The following is a 22,009-nucleotide window of genomic DNA, read 5'->3' on the forward strand; positions in this document are numbered from 1 at the left end:
CATCATCGGGCTGAAACGCTCGGCGATCGGCACCCTGGCCGACCGCACCACCAGGTTCACCATGCTGATCCACCTGGGACCGCGGCAAGGAACTGTCCGCACACGCGGCGTTCAAGGTCGAAACCGGCATTCCCGTCTACTTCGCCGGCCCCCACAGCCCCTGGCAGCGCGGCACCAACGAGAACACGAACGGGCTGTTGCGCCAGTGCTTCCCGACTTGTATTGGGGCTAACTGTGTCGTGATCGGGTTGGCCGCCCGTAACGTGCCGCAGGACGCCGGGCAGGCTGACTCGAGTACTTCCTGCCGCCCTCGCGGGCTGGCTCTCTTTGAGTGTGTCGCCCTGCCCGGCGCCCGTTCGCGGCTTGACTCAACAGAGGCATGACCATCGGCTACCCCACGTTTCTCGAAGTCGGGATGTCAGCTGCGGATTCCACTGACCCGACGTCCGAGGAAGGGGACTGCCGATGCTGATCGGCATCGTTCCCCGTCATGGCAGGGACGGCGAGGTCCGTCGGTGTTCGAACGGGTAATCCGTTGCGGAATGGGGTGGTGGACTGGTCCGAGATCTTTTCTCACCCGATCAGGTCCGAGACCAATCCGCCAGGCAGGCAGAACCGGATTCCCCGCGTGAGGGACGAAAAGAAGGATCAGCGAGCAAGGCCGGGTCTGCCGCGTCTGGCGCTGGGTGCGCTGAGCGGGGCGCTGGCCGGCTTCGCCGCACTCGCGGTGGCCGAACTGGTGGCGGCGGCGGTGCGCCCGCAGGCCAGTCCGGTCATCGCGGTGGGAGGCGCGTCCATCGACGCGACGCCCGCTCCGGTCAAGGACTGGGCGATCCGCCACTTCGGTACCGACGACAAGCTCATACTGCAGCTCGGCATCCTGGCCGTGCTGGCGGTTCTGGCCCTGGTGCTGGGTGCGTCGGCGGTGCGGTTCCGGCGGGTCGGAGCCGCCGGGATCCCTCTCTTCGGGGTCATCGGGGCGGTGGCCGCCGTCAGCCGACCCGACTCCAGCAGCTTCACCGACGCTCTCCCCTCCGTCGTGGGGGCCGTTGCAGGAGCTCTGCTTCTCTACGTCCTGGTGGGCCGCCTCACCGCGCCTGCCCGACCGGAGGCCGCCGGGTCCCGCACCGTGAGCGGGGAAGCGGCAGATCCTGTGTCCGCGAGGTGGGACCGGAGGGGATTCGTTCTCGCCGCCGCGTCTGCCGCAGCGGCCTCCACCGCGGTCGGCGCGGTCGGGCGGTCGCTGAATGGCGCGAGCAGCCGGGGTGTGGTCGCCTCGCGCGCCGAGGTCGTTCTCCCCCTCCCCGGCTCACCGGCCCGACCGGTGCCCAGGAGAGCCGGGCCGCGTGTCGCCGGGATCAGCCCCTTCGTCACCCCGAACAAGGATTTCTACCGTGTGGACACCGCCCTGGTGGTACCCAGGGTCGACGCGACTGGCTGGCGCCTACGGATTCATGGCAAGGGCGTCCACCACCCGGCCACTTACTCCTTCGACGACCTGCTGCGCCGGGAGTTGATCGAGCGGGACATCACTTTGACGTGCGTCTCGAACGAGGTCGGCGGCCCGTATGTGGGCAACGCCCGCTGGATCGGCGTGCGGCTGGCCGATCTGCTCACCGAGTGCGGGGTGAAGGCTCCGTCCCGCGGTGGCCGGGCGGATCAGTTGGTGTCCCGGTCCGTGGATGGTATGACGATCGGTAGCCCGGTCGAGGACATCATGGACGGCCGGGACGCGATGCTCGCGCTCGGCATGAACGGCGAGCCGCTTCCCTTCGAACACGGCTTCCCCGTCCGCATGGTCGTGCCTGGCCTGTACGGCTTCGTCTCGGCCTGCAAGTGGATCGAGGACATCGAGCTCACCACCTTCGATTCCTACGACCCGTACTGGGTCAAGCGCGGCTGGGCCCGCAGGGCTCCGGTCAAGACCGAGTCCCGTATCGACACCCCCAAGCCGTTCGCCCGGCCCAAGGCCGGCACGGTGATGATCGCCGGGGTCGCCTGGGCCCAGCACCGGGGCATCGACAAGGTCGAGGTCCGTATCGACGACGGCGCCTGGCAGGAGGCCCGGCTGGCCGCCGAGGACACCCGGGACACCTGGCGTCAGTGGTCCTTCCCCTGGCAGGCGACCAAGGGCGGTCACACCCTCACGGTGCGCGCCACCGACCGTACCGGTGCCGTGCAGACCGACGAACGCACCCGCACGATCCCCGACGGCGCCAGCGGATGGCACTCGGTCGTCGTGACCGTCGACTGACCGACTCCCTTCCGGCAAAGGCCTCGTGCCCTGTCCGAACCACCTTTCCGCAACACCCCCGAACGCAGCAGAGTGCTGCACCGTTCAACAGGAGAACATGATGAGCACCCGTATCCGCCGTACCGCAGGTCTTCTCGCCGCCGCCGTGCTGCCTCTGGCCCTGACCGCTTGCTCCAACGGCAGCGGTGACTCGGGCAAGTCCGACGCCTCCGGCAAGGCGTCGGCCCCGGCCACCGGGAGCAGTGACGACATGGGCGGCTCGGACAACAGCGCGAGCAGCATGGACCAGCCGTTCGGCGCCGCCTGCTCGGCCGTGCCGAAGAACGGTGCCGGCTCCTTCGACGGCATGGCCAAGGACCCGGTCGCCACCGCCGCCTCCAACAACCCTGCGCTGTCCACCCTCGTGGCGGCGGTGAAGAAGGCCGGTCTGGTCGACACCCTCAACAACGCCCGGAACATCACCGTTTTCGCGCCGACCAACGACGCCTTCGGCAAGATCCCCGAGGCCACCCTGAACAAGGTCCTCAACGACAAGGCCCAGCTGACGAAGATCCTCACCTACCACGTCGTCGGCCAGAAGCTGACCCCGAAGGACCTGGAGCAGGGCTCCTTCGACACGCTGGAGAAGTCGAAGGTGATGACCTCCGGTTCGGCCGAGTCCTACACGGTCAACGACTCCGCCAAGGTCGTCTGCGGCAACGTCAGGACCGCCAACGCCAACGTCTACATCGTCGACACCGTGCTCATGCCCAAGAGCTGACACCTGCGGGGCCTGGGGGGCACGCCCCTGTCCGGTCGCTTCGACAGGAGCGACCGGGCGGCGCGCGTGTCCTTCGCGCCCGTGCATCCGCCAAGGGCCCGACCGGCAGGGCCCGGCGGGTGCCCACCTCAGGGCCGGGCGGGAAGGTGTCGCCGCCTGCCGACCGGCCCTGAGGAGTTCTTCATCCGGCCGGGGAGGGAATCAACACCATGCAACGACCATCCCGCGCGACGTCGGGCGAACCGGCAGCGGGCACCACGAGTCCACGCCGTACGGCCGTCATCGGCAGCGGAGTGGCGGGACTGACCGCCGCACACATCCTGGCCCGCGCCCACCACGTCACCCTCTACGAGGCCGACGACCGGCTCGGCGGCCACGCCCACACCCACGACCTGACCGCCCCCGACGGGCGCACGCACCGCGTCGACTCCGGCTTCATCGTGCACAACCGCCGCACCTACCCGAACCTGCTGCGCCTCTTCTCCGAACTCGGTGTCGCCACGCAGGAGTCGGAGATGAGCATGTCCGTGCGGTGCGAGGGCTGTGGTCTTGAGTACGCCGGCGCTCGGGGGCTGCGCGGACTGTTCGCCCAGCCGCGCAACACCGTGCGCCTGCCTTACCTGCGCATGCTGGCCGAGGTGTCGCGCTTCCACAGGACCGCCCGCCGCCTGCTGCACCGGTCCGGATCCGACGACATGCGCACGCTTGGTGAGTTCCTGGACGAGGAGGGCTTCTCGCCGTACTTCCGAGCCCATTTCATGACGCCGGTGGTGTCCGCCGTGTGGTCCTGTGACGCGGCTACGGCACTGCGGTTTCCGGCTGCCTATCTATTCCGGTTCCTCGCCCACCACGGCATGCTCTCGGTGAGCGGATCACCGGTGTGGCGGACCGTCACGGGCGGGTCGGGAACGTACGTCGACCGGATCGCGGCCGGACTGCACGAGGTACGCGTCGGCACACCCGTACGGTCCGTGCTCCGGCACACGGACAGCGTGGACGTGACCACCGACGACGGGACCACCTCCTACGACCACATCGTCCTCGCCACCCACCCCGATCAGGCGCTACGGCTGCTCGCCGACGCCACCCCGGACGAGAAGGAGGTACTCGGCGCCTTCCGCCACTCCCGCAACGACACGCTCCTGCACACCGACACCACCCTGCTTCCGCGGACGAGCGGAGCCCGCGCCTCCTGGAACTACCTGATGCCCGGCTGCCGGGCGGGCGCCGACCGGGTGCGGGTGAGCTACGACATGAACCGGCTGCAACGCCTGGACGCCACGCAGACCCATGTCGTCACCCTCGGCGGCCAGGACCGCGTCGACCCCGCCCGGGTGCTGGCCCGCATGACCTACGAGCACCCGGTGTACACACCCGAGTCGGTCGCCGCACAGCGCCGGCTGCCGGAGCTGACGACGGCCGTCAACGCCTTCGCGGGTGCCTACCACGGCTGGGGGTTCCACGAGGACGGCTGCCGTTCGGGCGTCGAGGCCGCCGCCGCCCTGGGGGTGAGTTGGTGACCGCTCACTCCGCCCTCTACCCGTGCGCGATCACCCACGTACGCCGGGCACCACAGCGCTACGCGTTGCGGCACCGCACCTATCTGTGGCTGGTCGACATCGATCACCCGCCCGTGCTGCCGCGTCCGCTGAGGCCGCTCGCCCGCTTCCGCGCCAGCGACCACTTCACCGGGCGGGCCCCGTCGATCAGGGCCGCCCTCGACGGTTTCCTGAGCGAGCACGGCATCGACCTGCGGGGCGGCCGGGTGCTGATGCTCGCGCACGCCCGGATCCTCGGGCATGTCTTCAACCCGCTCACCCTGTACTGGTGTCACGGCCCCGACGGCGCCCCGCGCTGTGTGGTGGCCGAGGTCCACAACACCTACGGCGAGCGCCACGCCTATCTGCTGCACACCGACGCGGCCGGCACCGCCGCGGTCGCCAAGGACTTCTACGTGTCGCCCTTCCACCCGGTCGACGGCCACTACGAGATGCGGCTCCCGCCGCCCGATGAGCGCCTGCGTCTGTCCGTCCGCCTCCAGCGGCCCGGCAGCCCGCCCTTCACGGCCGCGGTCCACGGCACGCGCCGCGAAGCGACGGTCCCTGCCCTGCTGTGCCTGGCCCTGCGCCGTCCCTGGTCGACCCTGACGGTGTCGGCCGCCATCCGTTTCCACGGTATCCGCCTGTTTCTGCGGGGCCTGCCGGTGCAGCCCCGCCCAGGCCGCCGCACCCCGGAGAGTGCGTCATGACCACAGTCGGACCTCGTCCCGCCGCCCGCCGCCGCGCCGACGACCGTCGAACCGCCCCCGTCGACGCCGAGCACTGGCCCGATGTGGCCGCCGTGCCGAGGGCGTCCTGGCCGGTGCGAACCGTCACCACGTCCGTGGTGGAACGCGCCCTGCGGCGCCTGCCCCTGCGCGTACGGTTCGCCGACCGCGCCGCCCTCGGTCTGGGCGGACCGCTGATGGAGGTACGCGACCCGAAGGCGTTCTACGCCCGCATCGGCACCCGCGGCCTCATCGGTTTCGGTGAGTCGTACATGGCGCGGGAGTGGGACGCTCCGGATCTGGTCGGTGCGCTCACCGTGCTCGCCGCGCACGCCGCCGACCTGGTTCCGCCCCGGCTGCAGCGGCTGCGGAGCCTGTGGGCACGGCGTCAGCCTCATGCGCAGCGCAACACTCCGAACGGGTCGCGTACCAACATCAGCCGTCACTACGACCTCTCCAATGACCTGTTCGCAGTGTTTCTGGACGAGACGCTCAGCTACTCCTCGGCCATGTTCCGCGGTTTCCCCGCCGATTGGCCCCTGCTGGCGGCCGCCCAGCAGCGCAAAGTGGACCGTCTGCTGGACCTGGCCGAGGTACGCGAGGGCACACGGCTGCTGGAGATCGGCACGGGCTGGGGCGAACTGGCGCTGCGGGCCGCCGCCCGCGGCGCGCACGTCACCTCGCTCACCCTGTCGAAGGAGCAGCGTGAGCTGGCGCTGGAACGCGTGCGGCGGGCCGGGTACGCCGACCGCGTCTCGATCGAGCTGTGCGACTACCGCGAGGCCCGCGGCACCTACGACGCGGTCGTCAGCGTGGAGATGATCGAGGCCGTCGGTGCCGAGTTCTGGCCCGTCTACTTCCGCACCCTGGACGAGCGACTGGCACCGGGCGGCCGGGTGGCCCTTCAGGCCATCACCATGCCCCACGAGCGGATGCTGGCCGCCCGCTACACCCACACCTGGATCCAGAAGTACGTCTTCCCCGGCGGTCTGATCCCCTCGACGCAGGCCATCGAGGAGACGGCGCACGAACACACCTCACTGACCACCGCCCGGCGCGACGGCTTCGGGGCGCACTACGCCGAGACGCTACGCCTGTGGCGCGAAAGGTTCACCGAGCGCACCGACGACATCGCCGCTCTCGGTTTCGACGAGACGTTCCGCCGCCTGTGGACCTTCTACCTGGCCTACTCCGAGGCCGGATTCCGCTCCGGGTACCTCGATGTCCAGCAGTACCTGCTCACCAAGGAGGCCCCACCGCGATGACCACTGCCCGCACCCCAGGCCGTGCCGGTGCCGCGCAGCGGCTCGCCGCCCTCGCCGAGAACGCGCTCGGCGGCCCGCTGCCCGTACGGCTGCGCACCTGGGACAGCAGCGAGACCGGCCCGGCCGGCGCCCCCGTGGTCGTCGTTCGCTCCCGGCGCGCACTGCGCCGCCTGCTGTGGCAACCCGGCGAACTCGGCCTGGCCCAGGCATACGTCACCGGCGAGCTGGACGTGGAAGGAGATCTGGCGCAAGGACTCCGCACGATGCGGGCCGCTGTGCGCGACCGGGGCCCACACGCTCCGAGGCTCTCGGCGGCCGACTGGACACGTGCGATTGCTGAGGCGGTGCGGCTCGGTGCCGTCGGCCCGCGCCTGCCCGCCCCCGCCACTCAGGCGCGCCTGCGGGGCGGCCTGCACAGCAAGACCCGTGACCGAGCGGCCATCAGCCACCACTACGACCTGTCCAACGACTTCTACCGCCTTCTCCTCAACGACACCATGGCCTACTCCTGCGGCTACTGGACCGACGAGGACCCCGGACTCACCCCCGCCGGCGCCCAGCGCGCCAAGCTGGAGCTCATCTGCCGCAAGCTCGGCATCGTCCCCGGCGCCCGCCTGCTCGACATCGGCTGCGGCTGGGGGTCACTCACCCTGTACGCGGCCGAGGAGCACAAGGCGCAGGTCACCGCCGTCACCCTGGCCGGGGAACAAGCCGCGTACGTACGCGAACAGGTCCGTGAACGACGGCTGGAGCACCGGGTCGATGTGGTGTGCCAGGACTACCGGGACATCACCGGCTCCGCCTACGACGCGGTGGCCACCGTCGAGATGGGCGAGCACGTCGGGGACCACGAGTACCCCGCCTTCACCGCTACCCTGCACCGGCTGGTCCGCCCACAGGGACGCGTACTGGTCCAGCAGATGTCCCGCGGCGCCAACGCACCGGGCGGCGGCGCGTTCATCGAGGCGTACATTGCCCCGGACATGCACATGCGGCCGATGGGCGAGACCGTCGGCCTGCTGGAGGCGGCCGGCCTGGAAGTCCGGTCGGTGGAGTCGATGCGCGAGCACTACGTGCGCACCATCGACGCCTGGCACCGCACGCTGGAGGAACGGTGGGCGGAGTTCGTCCTGCTCGTCGGCGAGGAGACGGCCCGCGTGTGGCGCCTGTACCTGGTCGGTGGGGCCCTGGCCTTCGAGGAGCGGCGCATGGGCGTGGACCAGTTCCTCGCCGTACGCCCGAAGGACAGCGGTGACAGCGGCCTGACGGGAGCGGAGGCGGCTGACTGGTACCGGCACCTGGAGGAGCGGTGAGCCCGTTCGCCTGGAGCATGTTCGCCGCCAACCTCGGCTGGGCGGCGGCAACTGCCCTGGTGGTGATGCTCGGCTCGTTCGCGCTCGGACTGAACCTGGGTGTGCACCGTGTCGTCGATGCCACCTGGGGGGTGGCCTTCGCCGCCGTGGCCGTGGCAACCTTCGGCCTCTCGGGGGGCCAAGGTGACCCGGGCAGGCGCGCGCTGGTGGCCGGCCTCACTGTCGTCTGGGGACTGCGACTCGCCGTCCACATCGCGCGCCGGGGCAGCGGCCACGGCGAGGACCCGCGGTACGAGGCGATGCTGGCCCGAGCACGAGGGAACCGGAACCTGTACGCCCTGCGGATGGTCTATCTGTTGCAGGGTGCCCTGGTGTGGCTGGTGTCCCTGCCGGTACAGGCAGCCCAGTACACACCCCGGCCGCTGTCCGCCCTGGCCTGGGCCGGGACAGCCGTCTGGGCTGTCGGCCTGTTCTTCGAGGCCGTCGGAGACGCCCAGCTGGCCCGCTTCAAGGCGGACCCGGCCAACCGTGGCCGCATCATGGACCAGGGACTGTGGCGGCTGACCCGGCACCCCAATTACTTCGGGGACTTCTGCGTGTGGTGGGGGCTGTTCCTCGTCGCCTGCGACGGCGGATGGCAGGCGACGGCGGTGTCCGCCGCCTCACCGGTGGTGATGAGCGTGCTGCTGATCAGCGGAAGCGGGAAACGGCTGCTTGAACGGCATATGGCCGGCCGCCCCGGTTGGGACGCGTACGCGGCACGCACCAGCGCCTTCTTCCCCCGGCCACCGCACCGGCACCCATGAACGAGTGGGGGAGCCCGTCGATGGGCGGTCTCCCCCACGCGTATGGGTCACGTCGGTACGCCGAGCAGGGCGACCGGTGTCGAGGTGGGCTGCTCGGACCCACCGGCCGGCTCCACCGTGATGCCGATACCGGAGGCGCCGTCGACCCCACCTTGCATGAGCACGGCCTGGCTGCTGCGGTCAGGGTCCATCAGACCGGCGGGGCGCATCTTCCCGCCGTCGGCGAACCACAGCTGGTACACCCTGCCGCGCGGCGGTGCCGCCATCTTCGACACGACGAACACGGCCCGGTCCCGGTCGGCGGAGACCACCAGTGTGCCCGCACCGCCCGCCACCTTCGCCGTACGCGACCTGGCGTCGGGCGCAGCCAGCACTCCCGCCACATCCTCGGCGTGCCGCTCCGCTCGCGTCGCCCGGCCCTGAGCGTCCTGCGCGCGTTCGTACTGCCATACGGTGGTGCCGCCGAGGGCAGCAGCAGCGGCCACGCAGGCAGCGAGCGTCCACCGTGTCAGGCCATGTCCGCGCCGCACGCCACGGCGTACCCGCTCCAGGGGCGTGACACCTGGAGGGACCTGCCGCACGGTGGTGATGCGCTGCAGTACCCGCTCCCGCATGACGGGGCGTGTGTGCACCGTGGAGGCCAGGGCCAGGCGTCCGGCAGTGGCCGTGAACTCTGCGACCTCCTGCGCGCAGGCGTGGCACTCGGCCAGGTGACGTTCGAAGGCGGCACGCTCGTCGCCGTGCAGCGCGTGCATCGCGTAGGCACCTGTCAGAGCATGCGGATCGGTCGTGGTCATGCGGTCACCCCCAAGCAGTCACGGAGTCGGATGAGTCCGTCGCGCAGCCGGGTCTTGACCGTGCCGAGCGGCAGCGCGAGTGCCTCGGCAACCTCCCGGTAGGTCAGGCCGCGGTAGTACGCGAGAGTGACCGACTGACGCTGTAGCTCGGTCAAATTGCCCAGGCAGCGCCGTACCTGCTCCTGCTCCAGGCGAGTCTCCACCTGCTCGCTCACCTCGTCGTACGCCGGCTGGTGCTCAAGCAGCGCGGCCTTGGTGTCACGGGCGGCTGCAGCTTCCACCGACCGGACCCGGTCGACCGCCCGCCGGTGAGCGAGGGTGAGGATCCAGTTGATGGCCGTGCCCAGCTCGGGCCGGTAGCGGGGGGCCGTGCGCCACACCTCCACCAGCACCTCCTGCGCCACTTCCTCCGACTGCGCCTGGTCACGCAGGACTGCCCGAGCGACCCCGAGGACGGAGCCGGCCACCGCGTCGTAGACGGCGGCGAACGCCTCCTGATCCCCCAGCGCCACCTCGTGCAGCAAGTGCTGCAGATCAGGTTTCACAGACGGACGCGTGCCGATATGTACTGGTTCCTTCACAATATTTCTCCCGTGAGCGTGGCAGGCCGGAACATCCGTACGTAATCCGGGGCCACGCGAGCAGCGGATTGGTCGCATGCATACGGCGTTCCCTCGGACCTGGAGGATCCGCGCGGCTGCGGGTCCTCGCCGCCCAGACCATGGCAGCGTCGCACGGGAGCGAGCAGGCAGACGCTGTGCCGCCGGAGCAGCGCGCACCCGCCGGCTACCGGGAGCGCCCATGCGGTCCAGCCCCGGCCGGAACGCATTCAGCACACACGAAGCCGGGAAACCCCGTGAACACCTGAGAACCACGGCGGAGGGTTCCCCAGGGCCAGTCCCCTAGCTGGGCGGTCGGGCCCGCCCGACCACAGACCCGGCCACCGCAGGCCAGGGCCGGCACGCTGCTCCTGGACCAGGATGCCGGCCGCCGCACCAAACCCGCTGCAGCGTGAACCCCGGCGGCCGGGGCGGCCGGTGACGCACCACCCGTACGATGACCGCGTGACCGTCCGCCGTGCCCTGTGCGCAGGCCCCCAGCATCCGCGCTGCCCAGGCCGACCTGCTCGGCGCCCTTCCCGGAGAGCGTCTGCGATCTGGACCGGCGCCTGCCCCACCTGTCACCGCGACATGCCAGACCTCGCACGAACATGACCAAGCCCTACTAGCTTGACTCTGTCGGGATTCTTGGAGTTTCCCGGTGCGCCAGCGTGATCAGCGGGCATGCTCGGGGCTGTTTCGAAGACCGATTCAGTTGTCGAGGTGTCCGTTGTCGCTCCGTCCCCGTTCCGGTGAGCAAGTCCCGTTTCCGACCACGCAGATCGCGCGGTCGAGCAACCCAGGCCGTACGACGCCGATGTGGGTGAGAGACCGGCTGGACGGGCTGTGGTGCGACAAGGACTTCGTGGACTGGTACCCGCGCGATGGACGCCCGGGCCTCTCACCCGCCCAGTTGGCCACCGTCTGCGTGCTGCAGTTCCTGCTCGGCCTGTCGGACCGTCAGGCAGCGGAAGCGGTCCGCTGCCGCATCGATTTCGAGTACGCCCTGGCCATGGAGCTGGACGATCCCGGCTTCCACCACAGCGTGCTGGCCGACTTCCGCGAGCGCCTGGCCCAGGACGACCGCGCCGACCGTCTTCTCGTTCTGGCACTCGCGCGCCTCAAGGAGGCCGGCACGCCGATTCATCGTTGACAGGGCTGCTTCAGTGTCCGTCAGACGGGGCGGTAGGTGCGTTCGACCTTCTGCGTGCCGCTGCGGGTTCGGTACGAGCGGGCCCAGGACGAGGTGGCGTTCGGGTTGGTGCGGTCGGACAGGACGTAGTAGTCCATCTGCGCGCGCTCGGTGGTGACGTCCAGGACGCCGTATCCGTGGCCGTCGGGGTCCAGCCAGTGGGCGTGAAGGTTGGTTGCCTGGATGAGGGGCGGAAGGGCCGCGGAGGCGTCGCCGAGGACGTCGCCGACGTTGTCGGAGGTCACGGAGCTGACCACGAACTCCGTGGCGGCCGACGGCGACAGGGGGTAGGTGGCCGCCTTCACGGGGACGTCGTTGGCCCAGGCCATGTGGATGTCGCCGGTCACGAAGACCGTGTTGTGGATCGCGTGGGAGCGCAGGTGGTCCAGCAGCTCGCGACGGTCGTCGGTGTAGCCGTCCCACCCGTCCGTGCCGAGCGAGATGCCTTCCTTGGGCAGGCCGAGCAGCTCGACGAGAGGCTTGAGCAGTTCGGCGGGGAGCGCGCCGATCGCGACCGGCGAGATCATCACCGAGTTGCCCACCAGCTGCCAAGTGGTGTCCGAGGACTTCAGTCCGGCCTTGAGCCAGTCGAGCTGGGCGCGCCCGGTGATCGTACGGTCGGGGTCGTCGACCTCGCCGCTCCCGATACTCGCCTGCTGGGAGCGGTAGGAACGCAGGTCGAGCAGGGAGAGCTCGGCGAGCTTGCCGAAGCGGAGCCTGCGGTAGGTGGTGCCGGCGAGGGCGGGGCGTACCGGCATCCACTCGAAATAGGCCTGCTTGGCGGCGGCCATGCGGGACGTCCAGGTGCCTTCGGCGCCCTCGGTGTGGTTCTCGGCTCCGCCCGGCCAGGCGTTGTTGGCGAACTCGTGGTCGTCCCATATCGCGACGACCGGGGCGGCGGCGTGCAGAGTCTGGAGGTGGGGATCGGTCTTGTACTGGGCGTGCCGTGTGCGGTAGTCGGCGAGGGTGATGATTTCGTGCGGGGGCGCGAACGTCCGTACGGGCCCGTTGGGGGCGCTGACGCCGGTGCCGTACTCGTAGATGTAGTCGCCGAGGTGCAGCCACGCGTCCAGGTCCTTGCGGGCGGCGAGATGCCGGTGCGCGGCGAAGTGTCCCCCCTCCCAGTTGGCGCAGGAGACGACGCCGAAGCGGAGGTTCGGCACCGCCGCGTCGCGAGCGGGCGTGGTGCGGGTGCGGCCGGCCGTTGAGACGGCGCCGCGAGCGGAGAAGCGGAACCAGTAGTCGGTGGCGGGCCTCAGGCCACGTATGTCGGCCTTCACCGTGTGGTCGGAGGCGGAAGTCGCCGTCGTGGAGCCGTTGGCGACGATCCTTTTGAACGTCCGGTCGGTGGCGACGGTCCAGGACACCTCGATGTCCGGGCCGAGTCCGGAGCCAGGGGCGGCCTCGGCGGTGGGAGTCACCCGGGTCCACAACACAACGCCGTCGGGCAGTGGATCGCCGGAGGCGACACCGTGGAGGAAGGCGGGGCCCCGGTCGGCTGCGCGGGCGGGCAGAGCACCGGCCAGCGGGGCGGCAAGGACGGCACCGGCGGCGGCCTTCACGACCGAGCGGCGGCGCGGGGAAGGCGAGCCAACTGCTGAAGGAGAGTCGATGTCGTGGGTCATGCCGGCATGTTACGGACCGGTATGAGCGCGTGTAAGCCTGACGACGGCGATGGACTAAGCGATTCCGCAAGAGTTCCATCGCCCTTGCCCCATCTGTCACTTGGGCGGGTGTCTGCCGGTGGCAGCGAGCGGTCCCGCTGCCCGGGCGAGCGCGGGACCAACAGGACCGCGCTGCGGCACGGCGCCGTGTCAGGGGCGGAAGAAGGTGGCCGGGCTCGGCCGGCGGCCGGCACCTCGCCTCTCACCGGTACCGGCGAGGCGACACCGTGGAGCGCTGCTTCCAGAAGATCAAGACCTGGCGCGGCCTCGCCACCCGCTACGACAAGTCCCCGGAGAACCAGCTCCCAGGGCTCCACGGCTGAGCATGAACGGCGTGATACGGCCTTGATAAGCGCGTGCCGGATCCATTGACGCCCCTCTGCGCAGCGCCTACAACACTAAGCACATAGATGAGAGTGCACATAGGGGTGGTGGGTCGGTGAAGTTCGAGTACGTACTGCTCGCGTTGGTCGCGGGGCGGCCTCGGAGCGGCTTCGACTTGGGCCGTTGGGTCGAGACGGAGGGGCAGTTCCTGCGGTCGCGGGCGCATCACAGCCAGATCTACCGGCTGCTCGGGCGGATGACGGACGACGGCTGGGTGGCGTTCGAGGTCGACCCGCGTGAGGGACGGCCGGATGCGAAGGTGTACCGGCTCACCCCGCGCGGACGAGAGGTCCTGTGGGAGTGGGTGCGTTCGCCGTACGAGCCGACCAGCCGGTTCCAGGATCCGGACTTCCTGGCCCGGTTCGCCTTCACCGCCCCGCTGGACCGGCAGGCCGCGATCGGTCTGATCGAGACCGAACTCGCCTACCGGCGCTCCCAGATCGCCCGCAACCGGGACCGCGACCGCACTCTGCGATTCGAGGACCAGCCGCCCGAGCTGGACCGGGGGCTGGCCCAGGAGGTCTTCGACGAGCTGCACGCGTACGGAGCGTCGGCGGTCGACACCTGGGTGGCCTGGCTGGAGGGCATGCGGGAACGCCTCGAACAACACCGTACGCCGGACACCGAGAGAGGGGATTCCTCCGCGTGAAGGCCATCATGGTCATGTTCGACAGTCTCAACAGGCGCATGCTGCCGCCGTACGGATCCGACTGGACGCACGCGCCGAACTTCGCGCGGCTGGCCGAGCGGTCGGTCACCTTCGACAACGCGTACGCGGGCTCCCTGCCGTGCATGCCGGCCCGCCGGGAACTGCACACCGGCCGGTACAACTTCCTGCACCGCAGCTGGGGGCCGCTGGAGCCGTTCGACGACTCCATGCCCGAACTGCTCACGCAGAACGGCGTCTACACCCATCTCGCGAGCGACCATCCGCACTACTGGGAGGACGGCGGAGCCACCTACCACGGCCGGTACAACACCTGGGAGTTCTTCCGCGGGCAGGAGGGCGATCCATGGAAGGGCCACGTCGCGGACCCCGAAATACCGGAGGGGCTGAAGCGGATGCGCACCCCCGCGTACCGGCAGGACTGGATCAACCGCTCCTACATGGCGACGGAGGACCGGCATCCGCAGACGCTGACTTTCGACGCCGGCCTGGAGTTCGTCCGTACGAACAAGGACGCGGACCAGTGGTTCGTGCAGATCGAGACCTTCGACCCGCACGAGCCGTTCTTCTCCCATCAGCGGTACAAGGACCTCTACCCGCACCAGTACGACGGGCCGCACTTCGACTGGCCCGACTACAAGCGGGTGACCGAGACCGATGGCCAGGTCGCCCACGCCCGCTACGAGTACGCCGCGCTGCTCTCCATGTGCGACCGCTCTCTCGGCCGCGTCCTGGACACCATGGACGAGCTGGAGCTGTGGGACGACACCCTGCTGATCGTCAACACCGACCACGGATTCCTGCTCGGCGAGAAGGGCTGGTGGGCGAAGTGGGTGCAGCCCTGGTACAACGAGCTCGTCCATCTGCCGCTGTTCGTGTGGGACCCGCGTCATCCGGGGACGGCCGGTGAGCGCCGTGAGTCGCTCGTGCAGACGATCGACCTGGCGCCGACGATTCTGGAGTACTTCGGCGTCGGGCGGCCGGCCGACGTCCAGGGCGCACCGCTTCCGGTCGGCGAGGACACGTCCGTACGCGAGGCGGGTCTTTTCGGGGCTCACGGCGGTCATCTCAACGTCACCGACGGGCGGTACGTGTACATGCGGGCGCCCGTCTCGCCCGACAACACGCCCCTGTACGAGCACACGCTGATGCCTACCCACATGCGCGGGCGATTCACGCCGGCCGAACTCGTCGACGCGGAACTGGCCGACCCGTTCGGCTTCACCAAGGGAGTGCCGACCCTGCGCACCCCCGGGCGCAGCCTCCTCAACCCCTTCCTCCACGGCACTCTCCTGTACGACCTGGAGAGCGATCCGGAGCAGCTGGCCCCGCTGGTCGACGACGAGGCCGAGCTGCGGATGGCGGGCCTGCTGGTGGAGCTGATGCGGGCGAACGAGGCGCCGCCGAGCCAGTACGAGCGGCTCGGGCTGCCCGCGGACGGGCCGGTGACCGAGAAGCACCTGCTGGTACGTGCCCAGCGGGAGCAGGCCGAGCGTGCCGTGGAGCCGCTGCCGCGCCTTGAGGAGTTCCCCGTGGGGCGGGTGTCGGTCCGGACACCGATGCGGACGCTGATGTCCGACCCGGTCACCTCCGTCGTACTGCGCCGGCATCTGCCCGGCCTGTTCGACTCCGAGCTCCTCCAGCTCCTGGGACCCATGCCGCTGATCGACGTCGCAGCGGTGGCGGCCGGGGCCATGCCCCGCGACGCGCTCATGGCGGTCGCCGAGGAGCTCGCCGCGCTCTGAGCCGCGACCGGAATGGCCGGTGCCGGGGTTGCCGCCCCGTCACCGGCCGACACACCCCTTTCCCCGTGCATCTCCAGCGAAGAGACCACACACGTAGAGGAAGCGAGGCGCCATGCCCGAGCTTATCCACGATTCCGACAGGACCGGCCAGACCCCGAACACCAGAGTTCCCGGCCGGTGGCGGCAGCTGTCGCTCCTGGGTGGCGCCATGCTCGTCGACAACACCGAAGCCGGCATGATCGGCGGCCTGTTCCCGGTGATCCGGCAGGCCCTCGGGCTCTCGCTCGGCGCCCTGGGCGTCCTGACCGCCGCAGGCAAGCTGATCGGCGTGATCACCGCACCGCTGTGGGTGTGGGCCGCCCACCGCTGGTCCCGCAAGACGGTGCTGGTCGTATGCGCGGGTATGTGGGGTGTCTGGGGTGTGGCTGCGGGCTTCGCCCAGAACTTCACCCAGCTCCTGCTGTTCTCGACGCTGCTCGCCGCGGGATACGCCGGAGCGCACCCGATCATCACCACGTTCGTCGGTGACCTGTTCGACAGCTCGTCCCGGGGCCGGGCCATAGGCATGCTGTTCGGGGCGACGGCGCTCGCGTCCTCGGTCTTCGCCACACTCAAGGGCCAACTGGCCGGCGTCGAGGACGGCTGGCGCTGGGGCCTGTGGGCGATCGGCGCGTTCAGCATCCTCTGCGGCCTGGTGCTCTGGCGGTACCTGCGCGACCCGGGCCGGGGCGCCGCCGAGGCACAGCTCGCCGACCTCGACCGGACCACCCGGGATGCCCCCGGCCTGGTGAACCGACGCCAGGTCGCCTCCCTCCTCAAGATCCCCACCCTGGTGGTCCTGCTGATCTCCAGACTCCTCTCCGGACACCTGCTCGTCTTCTCCTTCGCCGTGGTCTTCCTCGTCGAGGTGTACGGCTTCACCAACCAGACCGCGTCGGTCGTCCTGATGCCGCTCGGCATCGGCTACTTCGCCGGGACGATCCTCGGCGGCCTGGCCGCCGACCGGGCCGCCCGGCTCAGCCCGCGCCACGGTCTGCCCGCCGTGCTCCAGGCCGCCCAGATCCTCTTCGCCGTCCTCGCCTTCTTCGGCACCCAGTTCGACTACGGAGGCATCGGTCCGTACGCGCTGTTCTTCGGCCTCATGGGCGTGGCTCAGGGCGTCAACCCCGGCATCAACCGGCCGGTGATCATGGCTGTGGTCCCTCCCGAGCTCCGTCCGGCGGCCTTCACCCTCTACATCTCCGTCTTCGAGGCGATCGCCTGGGCCCTGTTCGGCCTCGGCGCCGGCTTCCTCGGCGACGCGATCGGGCTGCGCCCCGTCTTCCTGTGGGTCCTGGTCGTCCTGATGCTGGTCAACGGGGCGTTCCTGACCCTGCTGCACCGCTCGTACGCCCGCGACAGCACCCGCATGCAGCACGAGCTCGACCAGCGGCGCGAGCAGGCCCTGTCATGACGCCGGGACCTCTCGCGCGAGAGCAGGGCGACGAGACGGCGGGACACGTCCCCGGCGCGCCCGCCGCCTGCTGCACACCCGCACCGTCGCCCGGCGGGTCCGCCCCACCTCTACGGCTGCTCTCCTCACCGCCGCCCCGCCACGAGAGTCCGGCCGTCGGGATGGCGCTGCTGCCCGGCGGCGAGTTCCTCATGGGCACGGACGACGCGGAAGGCTTTCCCGGCGACGGTGAGGGACCCGTCAGGAGGGTGCGGCTGAAGCCGTTCCTCATCGACACCCGCGCCGTCACCAACGACGCCTTCGCCCGGTTCGTCGCCGACACCGGTCATGTCACCGAAGCCGAACGCTTCGGCTGGTCGTACGTGTTCGCAGGTTTCCTGCCCGCCGCGCTGCGCCGGGGTGCCCAGCGCCCGGAGCGGACGCCGTGGTGGTGCGGGGTGTCCGGGGCCGCCTGGAGCCGGCCCGAGGGGCCCGGCAGCGACGTCGCGGGCCGGGGCGACCACCCGGTCGTCCACGTCTCCTGGAGGGACGCGGCCGCCTACGCCGCCTGGGCCGGCAAACGTCTGCCCACCGAGGCCGAGTGGGAGTACGCCGCCCGCGGGGGCCTGGAGCGCAAGCGCTACCCCTGGGGCGACGAGCTCGACCCGGACGGCACCTACCGCTGCAACATCTGGCGGGGAGCCTTCCCCGCGAGGAACACCGCCGCCGACGGCTTCCGTGGCACCGCGCCGGTCGACGCCTTCGAGCCGAACGGATACGGCCTGTACAACACCTCGGGCAACGTATGGGAGTGGTGTGCCGACTGGTGGACCACCGACCGTCCCGCTCAGCGCCCACTGGTCGATCCGGCCGGCCCCACCACCGGAACCGCGAAGGTCATCCGCGGCGGCTCCCACCTGTGCCACCGCTCGTACTGCAACCGCTACCGCGTCGCCGCCCGCACCGCGAACACCCCCGACAGCACCAGCGGCCACGCCGGATTCCGCTGCGCCCGAAGCGTCTGACCACCCTCGCACCCGACTGGAGACCACCATGCGCAAGAGCCGTTCTCTCGGCCGTTCCCTCGGCATGCCCAGAACTCGCGTCCGCGCCCTCGCCGTCGTCCTCGCCGCGCTGATGACAGCGGCGCTCGGCCTCACCACCACCGGTCACGCCGTCGCTGCCCCCGCCACGGAGGTCCACTACGTGGCCCTCGGCGACTCCTACTCCGCCGGCGGCGGCTCCTCCACCACGTACCTCAACGACTGCAACCAGAGCGTCAACTCCTACCCCTACCTCTACAACCAGCTCACGACCCCCGACACCTTCGCCTTCCAGGCGTGCCGCGCCGCGAAGACCAGCGACGTCCTCGCCGGCCAGCTGACCCCGCTGAGCGACACCACCACCCTGGTCAGCATGACCATCGGCGGCAACGACATCGGTCTCGGCACGGTCATGGCGACCTGCCTGTTCGGCAGCGACAGCGCCTGCTTCGACGCCGTCGCCACCGCCGAAACCACCGCGCACACCGCGCTCCCCGGCAAGCTCGGCACCCTCTACGACGCCGTCCGCGCCCGAGCCCCACAGGCCCGTGTCGTAATCCTCGGCTACCCCAGGTTCTACGACCTCGCCATCACCGCCTGCCCCGGCATCGGCGCCACCAAGCGCACCGCGCTCAACAACGGAGCCGACGCCCTCAACAACGTGATCCGAGACGAGGTCGCCCAGCACAGTGGCTTCGTCTACGAAGACGTCGCCGACCGCTTCACCGGCCACCAGCTGTGCGACCCCGCCCCTTGGCTTCACGCCCTCAACTGGCCCCTCGGACAGTCCTTCCACCCCACGGCGGCCGGGCAGGCAGGCGCCTACCTGCCCGCCCTCCAGACCGCCGCCTGACCCGAGCCTCGCCGTGCCCTCACGCGGTTCGTTCGAGGAAAGCGGGGAGGCGCTTGTCGTAGGTGCCGGAGCCGGCCCCGCCACTTGCCGGACGGCCAACCAGCCAGGCCACCGACTTCCAAAACACGGCTAGGCGCAGGCTCGCCCCGGACGGCTCGCAGGACACCGGCTTCCACGGCCAGGAGCTGACCCGCGACGCGGCGGTCGGAGATCACGCGCTGGCCACCGGAATGCGGCTACAGGAGTTCACCTACCTGCTGCCCTGGGAGATCCCCGCCCCGCCGCCGGATCCGACCGGGGTTCTCATCCCGTTCCCGGTGCCGGCCGGGATCACCAAGGGCGAGAAGCTCCGCACCACGTGGACCTCTTACGAGGCACCGGCCGGGATCCACGGCTATCTCGGACTGGACGGGGCGGCCGCCACGGCGGACGGCTCATCCTGGCGGCCGCCCCGAACCGCTGATGGTGAGCAAGCCCGACGCCCGGGGAGTGCTGGTCAACGGGGTCCGGCGCCGGTGGGAGTCTCTGACGCCGGCCGAGCGGCGTCGCCTGCTCGCCCCGGAGGGCGGTTCGTGCCTGCTGGCGGTGAAGAACGGGGGTGGTCCGGTCGGCCAGATCTCCGGGGCCAACAAGTGAGGGGTGGGCCGGTGCAGCCCTCCTCTCAGGGCACATGTGCAGCCGACAGGGCGGTGGCTGGTACGTGGACACCCTGCCGGGTCGGTCCTGCCGGGCCGTCGAGTGGAGGACAGCTCGTAGAAGTCGAGGCTTTCGGGGTTGGCGAGGGTGCCTTGACTGCCGTGACGGTGGTGGGGTTGGCACCCTGGAGTGGCGGGGACTTCGAGTTCCCTGCCGGCGGCGTACCCGTCTGGCCACTCCTCAGGGAAGACTCGCACCTGATTCATGACACTCCCGAATTACTCCCCCAGCGGGCCGAGTCCCCGGATCCGGGATGGTGCTCCGCTCGATGGTCGCGGCCCAGTCGGCCAGCTGGTTCAGGGCGTCGGATGCGGGGGTGGCGGACTCGACGCTGTAGACCATGATGGTCAGTCCGGTGTCGGCGACGAGGTCCAGTGCTTCGTAGCCGAGGGTGAGTTCGCCGACGACGGGGTGACGGATCTTCTTGACGCCACCGTGGTGCTGGAGGACGTTGTGGGCCGCCCATCGGGTGCGGAACAGGTCGCTTCGGGTGGAGAGTTCTCCGACCAGTTCGATCAGGGCCTGGTCGTGGGGGTCACGTCCGGCTTCGGCGCGCAGGATCGCCACGGTGCCGGAGGCCATGTGTTCCCAGTCGAGGTAGTAGTCGGCTGCCGTGGGATCCAGGAACATGAAGCGGGCCACGTTGGGTGGCCGGCGCGGAGTCGCGAGGATCGGGGCGAGGAGGGCTCTGCCGAGTTGGTTGGTGGCCAGGATGCCCAGGCGGCGGTTGCGCACGAAGGCCGGGGTGGTGGACATGGAGTCCAGAATGCGCTGGACGCGGGGGCGAACGTGGAGCTTGGGGGTACGCGTGGGTGTCCGCGTGCCGGCGCTGACGGCAGCGGCCAGGTCGAGCAGGTAAACGCGCTCTGCCTCGTCCAGGCGCAGGGCACGGGAGAGGGCTTCCAGGACAACGTCGGAGACGCCGCGCGCGTTGCCGCGTTCGAGCTTGATGTAGTAGTCGGCGCTGACGCCTGCCAGTAACGCGACCTCCTCACGGCGCAGACCGCTCACCCGGCGGTTTCCTCCGTGCGCGGACAGACCAGCTTGTTCGGGGGTGATTCTGGCGCGGCGGGAGGTGAGGAAGTCGCGGAACTCGGTGCGGGCATCCATGCCTGCCACGATATGCCCGTTCTACGTGAGCTGAGGGGGCCTGGCAGTACCTGTAACAGCGAGAACCCCCTGGTGGGAGGTAGCCGACGGCAGTTCGTGCCACGGTGGAGCGTGAAGGCGGCCGCTCTCGGGAGCGCAGAGAAACGTCCACGCCGCCACGGAGGAGTGAGTCATGGAGTACACACGACTGGGAACGTCGGGGCTCAAGATCAGTCGGATCGCCCTGGGCTGTATGAGCTTCGGCGATCCCGACAAGAGGACGTCGTGGACGCTCGACGACAGTGCGGCCGAGCCTGTCTTCCGCCAGGCGGTCGAGCTCGGCATCACGTTCTGGGACACCGCGAACATCTACGGGCTGGGCACCTCTGAGGAGATCGTCGGCCGGGCGCTGCGCAAGTACACCCAACGCGAGGACGTCGTGCTGGCCACCAAGTTGTGGGCGCCGATGCACCAGGGCCCAGGCGGGTCGGGGCTGTCCCGCAAGGCCGTCATGGAGCAGATCGACGCCTCCCTGCGGCGCCTGGACACCGACTACGTCGACCTGTACCAGATTCACCGCTTCGACCCGCAGACACCGGTCGAGGAGACGATGGAGGCGCTGCACGATGTGGTCAAAGCCGGCAAGGTCCGCTACATCGGTGCTTCATCGATGTGGGCCTGGCAGTTCGCCACGATGCAGCATGCCGCGCAGGTCCACGGGTGGACCCGGTTCGTTTCCATGCAGGACCAGTACAGCCTGATCCACCGCGAAGAGGAGCGCGAGATGTTCGGCCTGCTCGCCCACCAGGGCGTGGGAAGCATCCCGTGGAGCCCTCTGGGCGGCGGGCTGCTCACCAGGCCGTGGGGGGAACGCTCCACACAGCGCGCAGAGCTCAACCGGACCGTCGACCAGCAGGACCGGCCGATCTTCCTCGACAGTGACCGGGCCATCGTCGAGGCCGTACAGCGCATCGCCCTGGCCCGCGATGTGCCGATGGCGCAGGTCGCGATGGCCTGGGTGTTGAAGAACCCGGTGGTCTCCGCCCCGATCGTGGGCGCGACCAAGCCGCACCACCTTGCCGACGCCGTCGCCGCGCTCGACGTCGAGCTCACCGCCGAGGAGATCGACTCCCTCGAAGAGCCCTACGTCACGCGTCGGCCCACGTTCTTCTGACCCTGTCCCC

19 protein-coding genes and 1 pseudogene are annotated in these 22,009 nt (G+C 70.1%); 16 read left to right on the plus strand and 4 right to left on the minus strand.

Annotated features, from left to right (window positions below):
- Window positions 1-71 precede the first annotated feature (71 nt).
- From GA0115234_RS11460 to GA0115234_RS11495, 8 genes and pseudogenes are all read left to right on the plus strand, one after another.
- Window positions 72-215, plus strand: a pseudogene (locus GA0115234_RS11460) (transposase); the annotation flags it as partial.
- 413 nt (window positions 216-628) lie between these two features.
- Window positions 629-2,254, plus strand: a complete 1,626-nt coding sequence (locus tag GA0115234_RS11465) for a sulfite oxidase (RefSeq protein ID WP_093540802.1) — start codon at window positions 629-631, stop codon at window positions 2,252-2,254.
- Between the two features lie 100 nt (window positions 2,255-2,354).
- Window positions 2,355-3,014 carry a fasciclin domain-containing protein gene (locus tag GA0115234_RS11470; protein WP_093540803.1) on the plus strand — a complete coding sequence of 220 codons (660 nt, stop codon included), beginning with the start codon at window positions 2,355-2,357 and terminating at the stop codon, window positions 3,012-3,014.
- Between the two features lie 209 nt (window positions 3,015-3,223).
- Window positions 3,224-4,534 (plus strand): NAD(P)/FAD-dependent oxidoreductase, encoded by a 1,311-nt coding sequence (locus tag GA0115234_RS11475; RefSeq protein ID WP_093540804.1) that lies wholly within the window; start codon window positions 3,224-3,226, stop codon window positions 4,532-4,534.
- The gene (locus tag GA0115234_RS11480) at window positions 4,531-5,262 is read left to right on the plus strand and encodes a DUF1365 domain-containing protein (RefSeq protein WP_093540805.1); all 732 of its coding nucleotides are present in this window, start codon (window positions 4,531-4,533) and stop codon (window positions 5,260-5,262) included. The genes GA0115234_RS11475 and GA0115234_RS11480 overlap by 4 nt, the downstream gene beginning before the upstream one ends.
- Window positions 5,259-6,545, plus strand: a complete 1,287-nt coding sequence (locus GA0115234_RS11485; protein ID WP_093540806.1) for a class I SAM-dependent methyltransferase — start codon at window positions 5,259-5,261, stop codon at window positions 6,543-6,545. The genes GA0115234_RS11480 and GA0115234_RS11485 overlap by 4 nt, the downstream gene beginning before the upstream one ends.
- A complete protein-coding gene (locus GA0115234_RS11490) occupies window positions 6,542-7,858 on the plus strand; it encodes an SAM-dependent methyltransferase (protein ID WP_093540807.1) in 1,317 nt (438 codons plus the stop codon). Before GA0115234_RS11485 ends, GA0115234_RS11490 begins: the two co-directional genes overlap by 4 nt.
- Entirely contained in the window at window positions 7,855-8,664 is an 810-nt protein-coding gene (locus GA0115234_RS11495) for a DUF1295 domain-containing protein (protein ID WP_093540808.1), read from the plus strand. Before GA0115234_RS11490 ends, GA0115234_RS11495 begins: the two co-directional genes overlap by 4 nt.
- A 47-nt stretch (window positions 8,665-8,711) precedes the next feature.
- On the opposite strand, the gene GA0115234_RS11500 is transcribed toward GA0115234_RS11495, so the two are convergent.
- Both GA0115234_RS11500 and GA0115234_RS11505 read right to left on the minus strand, forming a co-directional pair.
- Window positions 8,712-9,461 (minus strand): anti-sigma factor, encoded by a 750-nt coding sequence (locus GA0115234_RS11500; RefSeq protein ID WP_093540809.1) that lies wholly within the window; start codon window positions 9,459-9,461, stop codon window positions 8,712-8,714.
- Window positions 9,458-10,042, minus strand: a complete 585-nt coding sequence (locus GA0115234_RS11505; protein WP_093540810.1) for a sigma-70 family RNA polymerase sigma factor — start codon at window positions 10,040-10,042, stop codon at window positions 9,458-9,460. The genes GA0115234_RS11500 and GA0115234_RS11505 overlap by 4 nt, the downstream gene beginning before the upstream one ends.
- A gap of 841 nt (window positions 10,043-10,883) precedes the next feature.
- Between GA0115234_RS11505 and GA0115234_RS11510 the strand changes: the two genes are divergently transcribed.
- Window positions 10,884-11,213 (plus strand): transposase, encoded by a 330-nt coding sequence (locus GA0115234_RS11510; RefSeq protein ID WP_256088707.1) that lies wholly within the window; start codon window positions 10,884-10,886, stop codon window positions 11,211-11,213.
- A 20-nt stretch (window positions 11,214-11,233) separates the two neighbouring features.
- Here GA0115234_RS11510 and GA0115234_RS11515 read toward each other — a convergent pair whose 3' ends face one another.
- Window positions 11,234-12,877, minus strand: a complete 1,644-nt coding sequence (locus GA0115234_RS11515; protein WP_093540811.1) for an alkaline phosphatase D family protein — start codon at window positions 12,875-12,877, stop codon at window positions 11,234-11,236.
- Window positions 12,878-13,355: 478 nt separating this feature from the next.
- On the opposite strand from GA0115234_RS11515, the gene GA0115234_RS11520 reads away from it, so the two are divergent.
- From GA0115234_RS11520 to GA0115234_RS42785, 6 genes are all read left to right on the plus strand, one after another.
- On the plus strand, window positions 13,356-13,949 hold the full coding sequence (locus GA0115234_RS11520) for a PadR family transcriptional regulator (protein WP_161275585.1): 594 nt from the start codon (window positions 13,356-13,358) through the stop codon (window positions 13,947-13,949).
- Window positions 13,946-15,712, plus strand: a complete 1,767-nt coding sequence (locus GA0115234_RS11525; RefSeq protein ID WP_093540813.1) for a sulfatase — start codon at window positions 13,946-13,948, stop codon at window positions 15,710-15,712. Before GA0115234_RS11520 ends, GA0115234_RS11525 begins: the two co-directional genes overlap by 4 nt.
- A 112-nt stretch (window positions 15,713-15,824) precedes the next feature.
- Window positions 15,825-17,165, plus strand: a complete 1,341-nt coding sequence (locus tag GA0115234_RS11530) for an MFS transporter (RefSeq protein WP_093540814.1) — start codon at window positions 15,825-15,827, stop codon at window positions 17,163-17,165.
- 161 nt (window positions 17,166-17,326) lie between these two features.
- On the plus strand, window positions 17,327-18,169 hold the full coding sequence (locus GA0115234_RS11535) for a formylglycine-generating enzyme family protein (protein WP_237541296.1): 843 nt from the start codon (window positions 17,327-17,329) through the stop codon (window positions 18,167-18,169).
- Window positions 18,170-18,197: 28 nt separating this feature from the next.
- On the plus strand, window positions 18,198-19,040 hold the full coding sequence (locus GA0115234_RS11540) for an SGNH/GDSL hydrolase family protein (RefSeq protein ID WP_093540816.1): 843 nt from the start codon (window positions 18,198-18,200) through the stop codon (window positions 19,038-19,040).
- A gap of 462 nt (window positions 19,041-19,502) precedes the next feature.
- A complete protein-coding gene (locus GA0115234_RS42785; protein ID WP_202553610.1) occupies window positions 19,503-19,676 on the plus strand; it encodes a hypothetical protein in 174 nt (57 codons plus the stop codon).
- 240 nt (window positions 19,677-19,916) lie between these two features.
- Here GA0115234_RS42785 and GA0115234_RS11550 read toward each other — a convergent pair whose 3' ends face one another.
- Window positions 19,917-20,846 (minus strand): helix-turn-helix domain-containing protein, encoded by a 930-nt coding sequence (locus tag GA0115234_RS11550; protein WP_093540817.1) that lies wholly within the window; start codon window positions 20,844-20,846, stop codon window positions 19,917-19,919.
- Between the two features lie 172 nt (window positions 20,847-21,018).
- On the opposite strand from GA0115234_RS11550, the gene GA0115234_RS11555 reads away from it, so the two are divergent.
- Entirely contained in the window at window positions 21,019-21,999 is a 981-nt protein-coding gene (locus GA0115234_RS11555; protein WP_093540818.1) for an aldo/keto reductase, read from the plus strand.
- Window positions 22,000-22,009: the final 10 nt, after the last annotated feature.

It is taken from the genome of Streptomyces sp. DvalAA-43 (genome assembly GCF_900091725.1).
Lineage (GTDB): Bacteria > Actinomycetota > Actinomycetes > Streptomycetales > Streptomycetaceae > Streptomyces > Streptomyces pulveraceus.